The 14,548-nt window shown below is 73.0% G+C and carries 14 protein-coding genes; 4 read left to right on the top strand and 10 right to left on the bottom strand.

The annotated features are described in order from the left end of the window. Nucleotides 1–38 precede the first annotated feature (38 nt). Entirely contained in the window at nucleotides 39–1,544 is a 1,506-nt protein-coding gene (locus ACFVFQ_RS25635) for a PLP-dependent aminotransferase family protein (protein ID WP_383420031.1), read from the bottom strand. 194 nt (nucleotides 1,545–1,738) lie between these two features. Between ACFVFQ_RS25635 and ACFVFQ_RS25640 the strand changes: the two genes are divergently transcribed. Next, nucleotides 1,739–2,329, top strand: a complete 591-nt coding sequence (locus ACFVFQ_RS25640) for a YitT family protein (RefSeq protein ID WP_383420082.1) — start codon at nucleotides 1,739–1,741, stop codon at nucleotides 2,327–2,329. A gap of 12 nt (nucleotides 2,330–2,341) precedes the next feature. After that, nucleotides 2,342–3,133, top strand: a complete 792-nt coding sequence (locus ACFVFQ_RS25645) for a glycerophosphodiester phosphodiesterase (RefSeq protein ID WP_383420084.1) — start codon at nucleotides 2,342–2,344, stop codon at nucleotides 3,131–3,133. Nucleotides 3,134–3,172: 39 nt separating this feature from the next. On the opposite strand, the gene ACFVFQ_RS25650 is transcribed toward ACFVFQ_RS25645, so the two are convergent. After that, the gene (locus tag ACFVFQ_RS25650; protein WP_383420033.1) at nucleotides 3,173–3,328 is read right to left on the bottom strand and encodes a hypothetical protein; all 156 of its coding nucleotides are present in this window, start codon (nucleotides 3,326–3,328) and stop codon (nucleotides 3,173–3,175) included. A 140-nt stretch (nucleotides 3,329–3,468) separates the two neighbouring features. Next, the gene (locus tag ACFVFQ_RS25655) at nucleotides 3,469–4,554 is read right to left on the bottom strand and encodes a PP2C family protein-serine/threonine phosphatase (RefSeq protein WP_383420035.1); all 1,086 of its coding nucleotides are present in this window, start codon (nucleotides 4,552–4,554) and stop codon (nucleotides 3,469–3,471) included. A gap of 849 nt (nucleotides 4,555–5,403) precedes the next feature. Here ACFVFQ_RS25655 and ACFVFQ_RS25660 point away from each other — a divergent pair. Then, on the top strand, nucleotides 5,404–5,781 hold the full coding sequence (locus ACFVFQ_RS25660; protein WP_006601711.1) for an RNA polymerase-binding protein RbpA: 378 nt from the start codon (nucleotides 5,404–5,406) through the stop codon (nucleotides 5,779–5,781). A gap of 143 nt (nucleotides 5,782–5,924) precedes the next feature. On the opposite strand, the gene fxsA is transcribed toward ACFVFQ_RS25660, so the two are convergent. The 5 genes from fxsA to ACFVFQ_RS25685 form a co-directional block, all read right to left on the bottom strand. Beyond that, complete coding sequence (gene fxsA, locus ACFVFQ_RS25665; protein WP_383420037.1) at nucleotides 5,925–6,494, bottom strand: FxsA family membrane protein; 570 nt, start codon at nucleotides 6,492–6,494, stop codon at nucleotides 5,925–5,927. Nucleotides 6,495–6,528: 34 nt separating this feature from the next. Beyond that, on the bottom strand, nucleotides 6,529–7,284 hold the full coding sequence (locus tag ACFVFQ_RS25670) for a polyprenol monophosphomannose synthase (RefSeq protein WP_383420039.1): 756 nt from the start codon (nucleotides 7,282–7,284) through the stop codon (nucleotides 6,529–6,531). Further along, nucleotides 7,281–8,933, bottom strand: coding sequence for an apolipoprotein N-acyltransferase (lnt, locus tag ACFVFQ_RS25675; RefSeq protein ID WP_383420041.1), 1,653 nt, complete (start codon nucleotides 8,931–8,933; stop codon nucleotides 7,281–7,283). The genes ACFVFQ_RS25670 and lnt overlap by 4 nt, the downstream gene beginning before the upstream one ends. A gap of 510 nt (nucleotides 8,934–9,443) precedes the next feature. Next, nucleotides 9,444–11,081, bottom strand: a complete 1,638-nt coding sequence (locus tag ACFVFQ_RS25680) for an amidohydrolase (RefSeq protein WP_383420043.1) — start codon at nucleotides 11,079–11,081, stop codon at nucleotides 9,444–9,446. Between the two features lie 60 nt (nucleotides 11,082–11,141). Then, nucleotides 11,142–11,582, bottom strand: coding sequence for an Lrp/AsnC family transcriptional regulator (locus ACFVFQ_RS25685; RefSeq protein ID WP_030804095.1), 441 nt, complete (start codon nucleotides 11,580–11,582; stop codon nucleotides 11,142–11,144). A gap of 213 nt (nucleotides 11,583–11,795) precedes the next feature. Here ACFVFQ_RS25685 and ACFVFQ_RS25690 point away from each other — a divergent pair, with 213 nt between their 5' ends. Then, nucleotides 11,796–12,221 (top strand): hypothetical protein, encoded by a 426-nt coding sequence (locus ACFVFQ_RS25690; RefSeq protein WP_383420046.1) that lies wholly within the window; start codon nucleotides 11,796–11,798, stop codon nucleotides 12,219–12,221. A 22-nt stretch (nucleotides 12,222–12,243) separates the two neighbouring features. Here ACFVFQ_RS25690 and ACFVFQ_RS25695 read toward each other — a convergent pair whose 3' ends face one another. Both ACFVFQ_RS25695 and ACFVFQ_RS25700 read right to left on the bottom strand, forming a co-directional pair. Further along, entirely contained in the window at nucleotides 12,244–13,371 is a 1,128-nt protein-coding gene (locus ACFVFQ_RS25695; RefSeq protein WP_383420048.1) for a phosphotransferase family protein, read from the bottom strand. Beyond that, entirely contained in the window at nucleotides 13,368–14,519 is a 1,152-nt protein-coding gene (locus tag ACFVFQ_RS25700) for a hypothetical protein (RefSeq protein ID WP_383420050.1), read from the bottom strand. Before ACFVFQ_RS25700 ends, ACFVFQ_RS25695 begins: the two co-directional genes overlap by 4 nt. Between the last annotated feature and the right edge of the window lie 29 nt (nucleotides 14,520–14,548).

Consider the following 14,548-nt stretch of genomic DNA (forward strand, 5'->3'; position numbering starts at 1 on the left):
TGCGGAGTTGACCAGAACGTGCCGGTGCTTTGCGCTCCTCAGGCCACGAACGCCGGCAGTGGCTCCGCCTCGATCGGGGCTCCGGTGGCCACCAGCTCGGCGGCCCGCGCCAGTCGCACGATCGCCTCGTCGGCGACGGCGCCACTGACCGTGAACGGCAGTCGCACGAAGCCCTCGAAGGCGCCGTCGACGCCGAACCGCGGGCCGGACGGCACCCGTACCCCCAGCCGCTCCCCCGCCTCCGCGATCCGGGAGCCGGAGAGGCCGCCGGTGCGGACCCAGAGCGTGAGGCCGCCGCGCGGGACGCTGAACTCCCAGTCGGGCAGGTGGCGGTGGAGCGCTTCGACGATCGCGGCGCGGTTCTCCCGGGCCTGCTCTCGGCGGATCGCGACGGCCTCCTCCCAGCCGCCGGTCTCCAACAGAGAGGCGATGGCGAGCTGTTCGAGGACGGGCGAGCCGAGGTCGGAGTAGGCGCGGGCGGCGACCAGGCTGCGGATGATGTCGGGCGCGGCCCGCACCCAGCCGATCCGCATGCCGGCCCAGAACGCCTTGCTGGCCGACCCGACGGTGATCACCGAGCTGCCGGCCGGGTCGAACGCGCAGACCGGGCGGGGCAGTTCGGTGTCCGGATCGAGCACGATCTCGGTCATCGTCTCGTCGACGACGAGCAGGGTGCCGGCCGAGCGAGCGGCGTCCACCAGGCGGCGGCGCTGGTCCTCGGTGGCGAGGGAGCCGGTGGGGTTGTGGAAGTCGGCGACGACGTAGGCCATCCGCGGCGCGGCGTCGCGCATCACCTGTCGCCAGACCGGAATGTCCCAGCCGGTCAACTGCTCGCCGAGGGCGACCGGGACGAGCCGGGCGCCGGCGTCCCGCATCAGTTGGAGGATGTTGGCGTACGAGGGCGAGTCGACGGCCACCCGCTCGCCGGGGCCCGTACACAGCCGGCAGATCGCGGCGACGGCGCCCATCGCGCCGGTGGTCACCATGATCTGCTCGGGCATCGTGGGGATACCGCGGGCGGTGTAGCGGTCGGCGAGGGCCTGACGGAGGGCGGGCAGGCCGGCCGGGTAGTCGCCGTGGGTGTGGGCGTACAGCGGCAGGTCGGTCATGGCGGCCTGGACGGAGCGGGTGAGCCAGGGCTCGGGGGCCGGCAGGGCGGCGCAGCCGAGGTCGATCATCGAGCCGGCGGCCTCCGGCGGGAGCGGTTCCAGGCCGCGGGTGGGCAGCGGGTTGCCGGCCGGGACGGCGGTCCAGCTGCCGGAGCCGCGCCGGGACTCCAGGAATCCCTCGGCGCGCAGTGCCTCGTACGCGGCGGCGACGGTGGTGCGGCTGACGGCGATGGCCGCGGCCAGCTCGCGCTCGGCGGGCAGTCGGGCGGCGACCGGGACCCGACCTTCGAGGACCAGCCGGCGGACGCCGTCGGCGAGGCTGCGGTAGGCGGGCAACTTCCGCCCGTTTGCGGTGAGTTCGGCGGCCCGCGGATCCTGCGAGCGAAGCAGCCGGGCGAGCTGGGGCGCCCCCACCGCGGAGGTCCACTGGGCCATGAAGATCAGTCCACCTTCCCCGAATTGGCTCTACTTCCGGAGCCCTGACATGCCACATCGTGACACGCGCCAGTCCAATCCTGCCAGAAGGGGGAAGAGTCGTGTCCGTCACCCAGAGGTCCGCCGTCGGGCGGTCGCACCTACCGCGCCGGCTCGTACAGCTCTACGTGGGGCTCGTGGCGTACGGCGTCAGCATGGGGCTGATGGTCCGGGCCGGCCTGGGGCTGGAGCCGTGGAGCGTGCTCAACCAGGGCATCGCGCGCCACACGGGGCTGACGATCGGCACCGTCACGATCGTCACCGGTGCGCTGATCCTGCTGCTGTGGATCCCGTTGCGCCAGCGGCCGGGCCTGGGCACGGTCTCGAACGTGGTGATCCTCGGGCTCGTCATGGACGCGACGCTGGGTCTCGTGCCGGAGGTGCGATCGCTGGCCGTCCGCATCCCGCTGCTGGTGGCCGCGGTGCTCCTCAACGGCACCGCGACCGGCCTCTACCTCTCGGCGCGCTTCGGCGCCGGCCCGCGCGACGGGCTGATGACCGGGCTGCACCTGCGCACCGGTCGCCCGCTCCGGCTGGTGCGGACCTGCATCGAGCTGACCGTCCTGGTCGCGGGCTTCGCGCTCGGCGGCTCCGTGGGCGTCGGCACCGTGCTGTACGCGCTGGCGATCGGGCCGCTGGCGCAGTTCTTCCTCCGTCGCTTCGCGATCGAGGGGCTGGCCGAGCAGCCGTCGCTCGTGGTGGCCCGCTCCCCCGAGCCGTCACCGAGGGGAGCGATACTGCCTTAGGTGACCCCTGCGATGCGTCTGCGCCATCCCTACCTCGACCACCCCCGCCCGCTGCCCTTCGCCCACCGGGGCGGCACCGCGGACGGCCTGGAGAACACTGCCGTCGCGTTCCGCCGCGCCGTGGGCCTCGGCTACCGCTATCTGGAAACCGACGTCCACACGACGTCCGACGGCGCCCTGGTCGCCTTCCACGACGCGACCCTGGACCGGGTCACCGACACCCGCGGCACCATCGCGGACCTCCCCTGGCGGGCGGTCCGCCGGGCCCGGGTCGCCGGCCAGGAGCCGCTGCCGCTGTTCGAGGAGCTGCTGGAGGAGTTCCCAGAGGCGCGGTGGAACGTCGACCTCAAGGCGGAGGGTGCGCTGGAGCCGCTGCTGGCTCTGCTGCGCCGCACCGGCGCCTGGGACCGGGTGTGCGTCGGCTCGTTCTCCGAGGCCCGGGTGGCCCGGGCGCAGCGACTGGCCGGCGGCCGGATGGCCAGCTCGCTGGGCACCCGCGGGGTGACCGGGCTGCGCCTGCGCTCCTACGGGCGCGGGGCGCTGCCGCTGGACCGGCTGCTGGGTGCGGCGGTGCGGCGCAGCGCGGTCTGCGTCCAGGTCCCCGAGCGACAGTCCGGCATCCGCGTCGTCGACCCGCTCTTCCTCCGCGCCGCGCACGCCCTGGGCATGCAGGTCCACGTCTGGACGATCAACGACGCCGACCGGATGCGCGCACTGCTGGACCTGGGCGTGGACGGCATCATGACCGACGACCTCGAAACGCTGCGAACGGTACTGATGGAGCGGGGGTGTTGGCACCAGTAGCGGCGGAATCGCCCAGCCCGCCAAGGCCCCGTCGGGCCGTCAGCGGCGCTCCGCCACCGTCGCCTGCCACTCCGGCAGGAACGACCTGACGACCGATCCCACGCAGGCGGCCATGGCGACCGCGCCCGAGAAGAACAGCCCGCCGTTCGGCGGGCGCGGCCCCTTCCGCTTCCTCGCGACATCGTGACGGAACATCCCGCCACCCTAACTTCCCAACTTCTCACCGGACCGGCGGGGGTGAGGGCGCATCAGTTACCACCGCCCCACCCCCAACACACCCCGCTCCGGACAACTGTCAAGCAAGACAGGGAAGTTGATATGCCCTCACCGAACCCTCACCAGTCAACCGGCCCGCCGTCGCCCCGCGTGACGGCCAGGATCGCCATGTCGTCGTCGCGCGGGCCGCCGGTCCACTGCTCGACGTCGCGGACGAGGGCCTCGATCACCTCGTCCGGCCGCCGGAACGGGCCCCGACCGCTCAGCCCGCGCGCCGGGTCGTAGAAGGCTCCGGTGCGGTCCCGGGCCTCCGTCACGCCGTCGGTCACCAACAGGAGCGTGCCGCCGGGCGGCAGGGGCCAGGTTTCGGGCTCGGCCGGTGGCACGCCGAGGCCGCTCAGGCCCAGGGGAAGCCCCGGATCGGCCGGCTCCAGTACGGACACGGCCGCGCCATCGAGGAGATACGGGGCGGGGTGGCCGCAGTTCAGCAGCCGCACCCGGCCGGTGTCCGGCGGGATCTCGCCGAGCAGCGCCGTGACGAAGCCCTCCGTCCGGACCTCCTCCTCGCGCAACGCGCCCTCCTTGAGCAACGCGCGCTCCAGCCGCCCGGCCAACGCCGCGAGGTCGGGCGCCTGGTCCACCTCCACCCGGAACGCGCCCAGCAGCGCGGCGACCGCCCCGATCGCTCCCATCCCCTTGCCCCGCACGTCCGCGATCAGCAGCCGGGTGCCGTACGGGGTGTCCTGCACCGCGTAGGCGTCGCCGCCGATCAACGCCTCGATCTGCGCGGCCTTGTAGACCGCCGCGACGGTCAACGGGCCGACCCGCGTCGGCGGCGGGGGCAACACGGCCCGTTGGGCGGCCTCGGCGACGGAACGCACCGTCGCCAGCCGGCGCCCGTGGCGGGCGACGACCCGGTTGACCCCGATGGCGATGAGCGCGGTGAACGCCAGGTTGGCCAGTTCGATCGCCGACGCGACAACGTTGCCGAGATGGCCGCCCACGAACAACAGCCCCGCCTCGACGAGGACGATGGCCACCCCGGCCGCGATCGTGTGCCGCAACGAGAGCAGCGCTCCGGCCACGGTCACGGCCGCGACCAGCAGGTAGTCGCCCCAGTATTCGCGCGGCGAGAAGAGGTTCCAGAGGGCCCCGACGACGATCATCGCGGCCGGCATGAACGAGACGTACCGGGGCCAACGCATGGTGGACGGACCCATCCGCATCCCCGATCCCGAATCCAGACGAACGCCGGCTCATTCCCGAGTGGCGATCGTATGGGGCGAGATCGGGACACAGTGCGCGCATCGCCGGCGACAACAACCGCGACGCGAAAAGGCCCCTCCCTGAAAGGGAAGGGCCTTGCATGGAGCGCCTGGCCGGCCTTGCACCTGCATCTCCCACCGGTTGGTGGACGTCTTGCCTTGGACCACAGACGCATCGCTCCCGCCCGGGGGCCGGAGCCGCACCATGATCATAACGGCCCCCAGCAGGGACCAATGACCGGGGCGGTGTCGACCTTCCTCCCCACTTCGGTTCCGACTCCAGTTCCGACTCGGGCGCCGCGGAAGGGCCGAACTGGGGCCGGATCAAAGCACGTTGCTCGCGCGGCGGCCGACCTCCACCGGACGATGGCGGGACATTGCCCTGACCTTGTTCTCCCATCCGCCCCCGCGCGACAAGGAAGCGGAGTATTTTTCCGCGTACGACGCGCTTAAGACACCGCACCGGCAAGGACGCAGCCGCTACGGACCTGGCGGACGGGAATCCGATACCTGACCGGATTTAGCCGTTGGGGGCGCGGGGCGGTAGTGTACGCCTTTGGCTCACCAGGCGGACCGTTACTGCGCGCTCAACTCCATGAGGCGCTGGGTGACATCTGCTGCCAGATGTGACAAACCGGGCGTTGGTGGGTACAACAAGGGGCGGCACGACGGGCGACGCAGGCGACGTATGTCCCGATGACGGGAATCTTCACCGCCGACCGGACGTTGACCGGATGACGACGACAGCGACACCTGTCCTGTGGGCGACAAGCCCGGGAGGCACGATTCATGAGTGAGCGAGCTCTCCGCGGCACGCGCCTCGTGGTGACCAGCTACGAGACCGACCGCGGCATCGACCTGGCCCCGCGCCAGGCGGTGGAGTACGCATGCCAGAACGGACATCGTTTCGAGATGCCGTTCTCGGTTGAGGCCGAGATTCCGCCGGAGTGGGAGTGCAAGGTTTGCGGTGCACCCTCGCTTCTGGTGGATGGGGATGGCCCTGAGGAGAAGAAGGGCAAGCCCGCGCGTACGCACTGGGACATGCTCATGGAGCGGCGGACCCGCGAGGAGTTGGAGGAGGTGCTGGCCGAGCGGCTGGCAGTCCTGCGCTCCGGCACCATGAACATCGCCGTGCATCCGCGCGACACCAACCGCAAGTCCGCCTGAGAGCGGACCGAGCCCAACGGCACGCGGCAAGGGCCGGTGCCACCGCAACCGACGGTGGCACCGGCCCTTGCCGTGCCTGCCTCTGCCGTGACAGGCAGAAATGTCCGTAGGGGGCACCGGGTCCGGTGCCCCCTACGGGCGTTTCAGCGGGTGAGCGGCGGGTCCTGGCGGGGTGCGGCCGATGGGTCGTCGGGGTGGATCACCTCGCCCGGGACGACCTTGCCGTCCGGGCGGTGCATGCGGGCCTGCTGGTAGGCGTCGCCGAAGGAACCGGCGGTGAAGCCGGGGCGGCGGGTCAGCAGCTTGTCGGCGCGGCGCAGGATCAGTCGGCCGGTCGGCGGGAAGAGGCAGAGCAGCCCCAGCACGTCCGAGAGCAGGCCGGGCAGGATCAGCAGCAGCCCGCCGATCATCGGGAGGGTGTTGCCGGTGCCTGCGGAGCCGGTCTCCCTCGGGGCGTCGGGGGTGCCGGTGGTCTGGAGGGCGCCGGTGAGGTTTTTCCAGGCACGGCGGCCGGCGCGCTTGATCACCGCGCCGCCGGCGAGCACCCCGGCGAGAAGCAGCAGGAACACCGTCAGGCCGTTGGTGGCGCCGGCGACCACCGTCAGCAGCCAGATCTCCAACACCATCCAGGCGGCGATGCCCAACGGGACGAACCGGCGGGCGCGCGAGCGGGGCGGGCGGGGATTCGGCGATGGCGTGGCTCCGAACGTCATGCCACCAGTGTGCCTGGCCGGGCCGACCAGGGGGTCAGCGGCCGCGGATCTTGCTCACCTTGGAGCCCACGCCCCAGGAGGTGATCCGCCAGAGCGCCTCGACGACGATGTCGCGGCTCATCTTGCTGTCGCCCAACTCCCGTTCGACGAAGGTGATGGGCACCTCGACGACGTGGTAGCCAGCCTGGACGGCCCGGCGGGCCAGGTCGACCTGGAAGCAGTAGCCCTGGGACGCGACCTCGTCCAGGCCGAGGCCCTGGAGCGTCTCGGCCCGGAAGGCGCGGAAGCCGCCGGTGACGTCGCGGATCGGGACGTCCAGCATCAGCCGGGAGTAGGTGCTGCCGCCGCGGGAGAGGAACTCGCGGTGCTTGGGCCAGTTCACCACCCGGCCACCGGGGACCCAGCGCGAACCGAGCACCAGGTCGGCACCCTTGAGGGCGGTGAGGAGCCGGGGCAGTTCCTCGGGCTGGTGGGAGCCGTCGGCGTCCATCTCGACCAGCACGCCGTGGCCGTTCTCGATGCCCCAGTGGAAGCCCGCGAGGTAGGCGGCGCCGAGGCCCTCCTTGCCCTTGCGGTGCAGGACGTGGACCTTGTCGTCCTCGGCGGCCAGCTCATCGGCCAGCTTGCCGGTGCCGTCGGGGCTGTTGTCGTCCGCGATCAGGACGTGCGCCTCGGGGACGGAGGACCGCACCCGCGAGACGATCGGCTTGATGTTCTCCGCCTCGTTGTACGTCGGAATGATCACCAACGTGCTGCCGAGCGGACCGTACTGCCGCTGACCGTCTGTCACTGCTGTCCCTTCTCGTCCTTCGTTCGCCTGCGCTGGCCGACGATGACGGCGGCCCCGCAGGACAGGAGGCCCACGATAGCGAGCGCCCACTCGGGAGCCGCGCCAACGCGGTCGGCAAGCGTCGTTTCGTCGCGCAGAGGGATGCGGGCCGAGACCACACCCTGGGTGAATTCGGGAATCTGGTGCGTAATGCTCCCGTCCGGAGCGACCACCGCGCTGATGCCGCTGGTGGCCGCGGTGACCACCGCCCGGCCGTGCTCGACGGCCCGGAGCCTGGACATCGCCAACTGCTGCTCGGGCTGGCCGGTGCGCCCGTAGGTGGCGTTGTTGGTCTGGACGACCAGCGCCCGGGCGCCGGCGCCGACGGTGTCGTGGACGATCTCGTCGTAGGCGACCTCGAAGCAGATGACGTCGCCCAGTTTGGCCGGGCCGACCTTCAGCAGGCCGGTGTGGTCGCCGGGGTAGAAGTCGCGGGGCACCCGCTGGAAGCGCGTGATGATCTTGCTGAGCTCGGCCCGGAAGGGCACGTACTCGCCGAACGGCACCGGGTGTTGCTTGGTGTACGAGGCGCCGGGGCCGGTCTTGGGGTCCCAGACGATGCCCTCGTTGAAGACGTAGCCGGGCTTGGTGGGGTGGTCGATGAGGGCGCCGACGAGGACCGGGACGCCGATCGCCTTGACCGCCTCGTCGATCCGGTCGTACGCCTGCGGGTACTGGAAGGGGTCCAGGTCGGAGGAGTTCTCCGGCCAGATGACCAGGTCCGGCTTGGGTACCCGGTGGTGCCGGACGTCGTCGGCCAGCTTCTCGGTGGCGCTGGCGTGGTTGTCGAGGATCTTCATGGGGCGGCCCAGGAAGTCCATGCCGGCCTGCTGGACGTTGCCCTGGACGACGGCGATCCGGACGGTGTCGTCGGCCTTGGTCGGGATCGGGACCGCCAGGCCGGCGAGGGTGATCGCGGCGGCCAGTCCGAACGCCTCCAGCGCCCGGACTACTCCGCGTTGGCCGGCGCCGCGGCGCAGTCCCCACAGGCCGACCGCGGCGGCGGCCAGCAGGGCGCCGGCCAGCGCGACGGCGAAGGTCACCAGCGGGGCGCCGCCGAGCGCGGCGAGCGGGGTGAACGGCGAGCCGGTGTTGGCGAAGGCCAGCCGGCCCCAGGGGAAGCCGCCGAACGGCAGCCGGTCCCTGGCCCATTCCTGGGCGACCCACAGGCAGGCGCCCCACAGCGGCCAGCCGGGCAGCCGGGAGGTGAGCGCCAGCCCCGCCCCCATCAGCACGACGAAGAGCGCCTCGGCGATCGACAGGCCCACCACCGCGTCCCAGCCGACCACATGCAGCCACTTCAGCAGGAGCAGGAAGAACGGCAGCCCGAACGCGAAGCCGGTCCAGGCGCCCTGGCGGGCCCGGCGGCCGCGGGTCAGCAGCGCCAGCGCGGCCACCGCCACCAGCGACAGCGGCCACAGGCCGTACGGCGGGAAGGCCAGGCCGAGGGCGAGGCCGGCGGCGGCCGCGAGGGCGGTGCGCGGGGCCTCGCGGCGGGCCAGGGCGGCCAGCCGGCGGGCCCGGCCGGGGCGATGTCCGGCGTCGGTCACGCCGGACGGCGCCGGGCCGGTGGGCGCGGCGGCGTCGGTTGTCTCGGAACCCGATGGCACGTCGCGGGCCTTCCTACAGGTCGTCCGTTAGTCAGCTGACCGTACATCGGAGGGCCACGGGGGCGGGTGCGGGGTGTGCGGAGCGGGACGGGCGGGCGACCTGCGGCGCCGTCCTCGTCGGGGGTGCGGATCGGGGCCCGGCGCCCTTCGGGCCGACCTGGGACCCGCTGGCTGCGGGTCGACCGAAAGCCGTTGTCTACTGAGCGCCGGGCCCCACCCGGGTCGCACCTGCCGACCGACCTAGCCATCGCCCTGGCGCTGGACCTGGCTCCCAGTGGCGGTGTGCCGGTTGGCTCGCCGCCCCATGGCCCAGCTGCGTTCGACGACTGCGCGGAGGTCCCGGTCGGACGTCCTGTGGTGGACTCGGCCGAACCTACCGGCCCACCGGCGGCTGCTGTCAACAGTCGCTACTTCTGCGTCGGTTTCGCGTCGTCCCAGGTCAGTGCCGAGCCTTCCCAGGTAGGGCAAGCCGGTGCGGCGCGGTGTCCGGTGCCACCGGCTCCCGCGATGTCACTCGTTCGGCCGGTCGAAGACCAGCCGCCCGCCGACGACGGTGCGCAGGCAGCGCGGGAGGGCGTTGCCGGGGGTGAGATCGGGCAGGCCGGGGGTGCCGGAGCGGGGGTCGGTGGACCAGCGCTCGACGCGCTCGTCGGGGGCCTGGACGAGCAGTTCGCCGGTCTGCCAGACCGCGTAGTCGGCGGGGGCGCCGGGCACCAGGACGCCGGCGTCGTCGCGGCCGATGGCGCGCCAGCCGCCGCGGGTGTGGGCGGTGAACGCGGCGCGGGCGGAGATGCCGTGGGCGCGGGTGCGGTGGAAGACGGCGGCGCGCACGGTGCCCCAGGGGTCGAGCGGGGTGACCGGGCTGTCGGAGCCGAGGGCGAGCGGGACGCCGGCCTTGAGGAGGGCGGCGTAGGGGTTGAGGCCGGCGGCCCGGTCGGCGCCGAGGCGGGTGGCGTACATGCCGTCGGGGCCGCCCCAGGCCGCGTCGAAGGCGGGCTGCACGGAGGCGGTCAGGGCGAGGTCGGCGAAGGCGGCGATGGTCTTGTCGGTGAGCATCTCGGCGTGCTCGACGCGGTGTCGGGCGGCGCGGACGCGGGGCAGGCCGACGCGGTCGGCGGCGGCCCGGACGCCGTCGGTGACGGCGGTCAGGGCGGCGTCGCCGATGGCGTGGAAGCCGGCCTGGAGGCCGGCCTCGGTGCAGGCGGCGACGTGGGCGGCGATGGCGTCGGCGTCGAGGTGGGCGGCGCCGGTGTGGTCGGCGTCGGCGTAGGGGGCGTGCAGGTGGGCGGTGTGCGAGCCGAGCGAGCCGTCGGCGAAGAGGTCGCCGGCGGCGCCGTGGGCGCCGAGCTCGCGAATTCGGTCGGCTTCCTTTGCGGATGCGATCAGTTCGGCCCAGTAGCCGATGATGCGCGGGCCGTCCTGCTCGGCGGCGCGGGCGAGCAGCGCGGTGAAGTCGTCCTCGCTGGAGATCTGCGGGCCGGCGCACTCGTGGAGGGTGCCGATGCCGAGCGAGGCGGCCCGGGCCAGCGCGGCGGCCTGGGCCTCGGCGCGCTGGGCGGGGGTGACGGTGGCGTACGCGGCGGCCCGTACGGCGTGGTGGGCGTCGCTGGTCAGCGGTCCGTCGGGGTGGAAGCCGGACTGCTCGCGGACGCCCGGTACCAGGTCGAGCAGGGCGGTGCTGACGACCGCGGAGTGCACGTCGACGCGGGTGAGGTAGAGCGGGCGGCCGCCGGTGGCGGCGTCCAGTTCGGTGCGGGACGGCGGGCGGCCCTCGGGCCAGGCGCTGGCGTCCCAGCCGTGGCCGAGCAGGACGGTGCCGGTCGGGCGGTCGGCGGCGAAGGCGCGGATCCGGTGGAGGGCGTCGGTCAGGGTGGCGGCGCCGGCGAGGTCCAGGCCGGTGAGGGCCAGCCCGGTGGCGGTGGTGTGCACATGTGCGTCCGTGAACGCCGGGGTGACCAACGCGCCGTCGAGCCGGACCACTTCGTCGACGCCGTCGGCGAAGGAGTCGGCCGCGCCCTCCTCGCCGACCCAGGCGATCCGGTCGCCCTCGACGACCATCGCGGTGGCGAAGGGGTCGGCGGGGCTGTGCACCTCACCGCCCCGCAGGAGGACGGTGCGGGGGGCCTGCTCGGGGTTGCGCTCGCTCATACCGGACAGTCTGGCCCCTGGGCGGGGACGCCGGGCGTTGGGGGTCGGCTCCCGGCCGGGTCAGATCCGCGGCGGGCGGGATTCGTAGGGGGTGGAGAGCACCACCGTGGTGCGGGTCGAGACGCCGGCCAGGGTGCGGATGCGGGTGAGCAGGTGCTCCAGCTCCAGCGGGGTGGCGACCCGGACCTTGAGGATGTAGTTCTCGTCGCCGGCGACGCTGTGGCACGCCTCCAGCTCGGGCACCTCGGCGAGCCGGTCGGCGATGTCGTCCGGGGCGCTGGGGTCGAAGGGTTTGACCGAAATGAAGGCGGTGAGCGGCAGGCCCACGGCCTCGGGGTCGACGATGGCGGCGTAGCCGCGGATCACCCCGCGCTGTTCCAGGCGGCGCACCCGTTGGTGCACCGCCGAGGTGGACAGGCCGGTGGCCTTGCCCAGGTCGGTGTAGCTCATCCGCCCGTCCTTGACGAGCAGATCCACGATTTGTCGGTCCAACTCCTCCACCCGCTCAACCTACTGTGCGCGGGCGCGTGTGCGCACCGTGCGCCCGACCGTGGGCACCCGACCGTCGGCCCGTGTGAGCAATGCCACACCAGTGAGGCGGGGTCCGCGGGGTGCCGGCGATTATGCGCCCGGCATGGGGGGCATTGCTGGTGTTGGCCGAGACCGCCGGTCACACGAACGAAGTCAGCGGTCCGAGTGGCCCACCCGAGGGGGATGGACATCATGCGACGCCTCAAGCAGGACTCCGCCGCGGCCGACGTCGGCGCCCAGGAGGGCGACAGTTTCGACTTCCTCGCCGAGGACGGCGTGGACGATCCCTTCGACACCTACGAGATCTACCGCGTGAGCTGCCCGGACTGCGGGCAGCCGATCGCGCTGCTGGCGGACGAGGACACGCTGCCGGAGCACGCGCTGTGCCCCTCGCCGTGGAACCCGTTCGCGCTGACGGTGTGCCAGGGGTCGGGCCGGCCGGCGTCCGACGCCCCGAACACCGACGACATGATGGATGCTCAAGAGCGGGACGCCGCCATCCTGTTGACGCTTCCCGCGGGCCTGGACTGGCGCCGCCAGCCGTTCTCGCACCCCGGTGGTCCCGGCGAGCGGGCGGTCCGGGTGCCGCGCTCCCGCCGCCGGAGCTGATCCGTCCGCCGGCCGCGCCCGTTCACCAGTAGCGGCCGGCGAGCATCGCCTCCAGGGTGTCCCGGTGCATGATCAGCTCGTCGGGGTCGTCCGGGAGCGGGCGTTCCCCGAAGTGGACGCGGCGGTAGGCCACTCTCAGCATGACGACGGCGTGCCGCAGGGCCGCGTAGAGGGTGTGGAACTCCATGGCGCGGGGCCGGTGTCCGGTCAGTCGGGCGTACTGGCTCTCCACCTTGTCCCGGCGCAGGAAGTCGGGCAGTCCGCGCTGGCCGCTCGCCTGGGTGAGGTCCTGGAAGAAGCGGTGCAGGTAGATCATCCAGCCGAGGTCGAGCTCGCGGGGGCCGAGCGCGGCCAGTTCCCAGTCGAGGACCGCGGCGGGTGCGAAGCCGTCGTAGACGATGTTGCCGATCCGGGCGTCGCCCCAGCTCAGTACGGGGTCGTCGGGGTCGTTCGGCCAGTGGTCGGCGAGCCAGGCGAAGCCGCGCTCGATGAGCGGGGAGCGCGGGAGGCCGTCCACGACCCAGGCGTAGTAGGCGCGTTGGGATGCGACGTGGCGGGCGAGGGTGCTGCCGGTTCCGGGTGCGGCGAGGAACGCGGCGGATTCCGGCGGGACTTGGTCGTGCAGGCGGGCGAGGACGGCGACGCTGGCGGCCGCCAGCTCGTCGCGTTCGGCGTCGGTGGCGTCGTGCAGCCAACTCCCCTCGTAGGTATAGGGCATGACGTCGGGTGGGACGCGGCCGGTGGCGCGGGTCATGACGAAGAAGGGTGCGCCGAGGTGCCTGGGGTCCTCCTCCAGCCAGAGGGTGCGGGGGACCGGCAGGTCGGTGTGGTCGGCTACCAGGCGCATGGTGCGGTACTGCCGCTCCATGTCGTAGCGCGGGAAGACGGTGTACGCGGCGGGGTCGGCGGCGAGCCGGAGGACGCAGCCCAGGGTCCCGTCCGGGCCGGGCGGGGCCGGGAGTTGGCGGGACGACGGGTCGGGGTGGGCGATGTCGAAGAGCAGGGTCTCGCTGGACATGCCGTTGGAGGCGGGGACGGTGGTGCGGGTGGCGCGGGCGCCGGGCAGGCGGGTGTCGAGCCAGGCGGTGAGCCGGTGGGTGAGGTTGTCGGGGTCGCGGGTGGTGGTGCGCGGGCGGGGGCTGTGGGTCATCGGCCCGCCTCCGGGTGGGCCTGCGGGGCGGGGGCGACATCGTGGTAGCCGGTGAAGCCGCTCGGGTCGTGGCGGCCGAAGCTGCCGTGTTCGAAGATGCCGTAGCCGGTGCGGCCTTCGAGGGTGAAGCGGGCGGCGTGGTCGGTGACGCCGAAGGCGGCGCGGGGGTGGGCGGCGGGGTCGGAGAGGTCGTAGCTGCGGCGGTCGACCCAGTCGCGGCCCTGCCAGGTGCCGTGCTGCCAGTCGTCGGCGGGGGGATAGCCGGCGCCGAGGGCGAGGGGCGAGGAGGCGAGGATCTCCGCGGTGAGTTCGAGGGGTTTGCGGTCGGGGCCGGTGAGGTGGAGGACGGCGCGTTCGGGGTGCCTGGTGCCGGGGCGGTAGTCGATGTCGGCGTGTGGCCAGCCGAGTTGGCGGTCCCGGGTGCCGTTGCGGACCAGCAGCGCCTCGTTGAGGGTGCGGTGGCCGTCGGCGTCCTCCTGGACGATGACCATGACGAACCGGTCGTCGAAGCGGACCGGGCACCAGATCCAGTGGAACCCCTCGGTCGGGGCCTCGGCGGCGGCTCGGCCGCCGTCCTCGCCGGGGATCGGGCGCACGCCCCAACTGCGGTCCCGGGTACCGGTCCACTCCCCCGCGGTGACGGTGAGCTCCTCGCCGGCCGCGCGGATCGTGCCGGTGCAGGTGCCGGCCTGGACGAAGCGGCGGCCCTCCACTATCAGCCGGGCGCCGCGGTGTTGGGTGTGGTGCGGCTCCCAGACGGCCGGGAAGGAGCCGGTCCAGGTCAGATCGTAGGACAGGCCGTTCGGGTCGGTGGGGTCGGGGGCACAGGTGAGGCGGATGCGGTGGAGCGGTTCCTCGACGGTGAGCGTGAGCGGGCCGACGGTGAGTGCCAGGCGGTCGTCGGTGAGCGCGTCGGAGGCCCGTACGGCGTGCAGTTGGTCGCCGAGGCGGAGGGTGGCGTAGGCGTCGATGACGCCGGTGTTGGGGTAGACGCCGAGGCCGGCGATGAGCAGGGCGCGGCCGGTGTGGTCCAGGACGTGGAAGATGCAGCGGTCGTAGGCGTTGCGGTCGCTGGTGGCGACCTGTCGCATGGAGAGCGGTGCCTGGTGGATCGGGTATTCGTCGAGCGCGATCGGACGGTCGGTCACGGTCCCTCCTGGGCGCGGTCGGACGGTGG

The organism is Streptomyces sp. NPDC057743 (genome assembly GCF_042798755.1).
GTDB lineage: Bacteria > Actinomycetota > Actinomycetes > Streptomycetales > Streptomycetaceae > Streptomyces.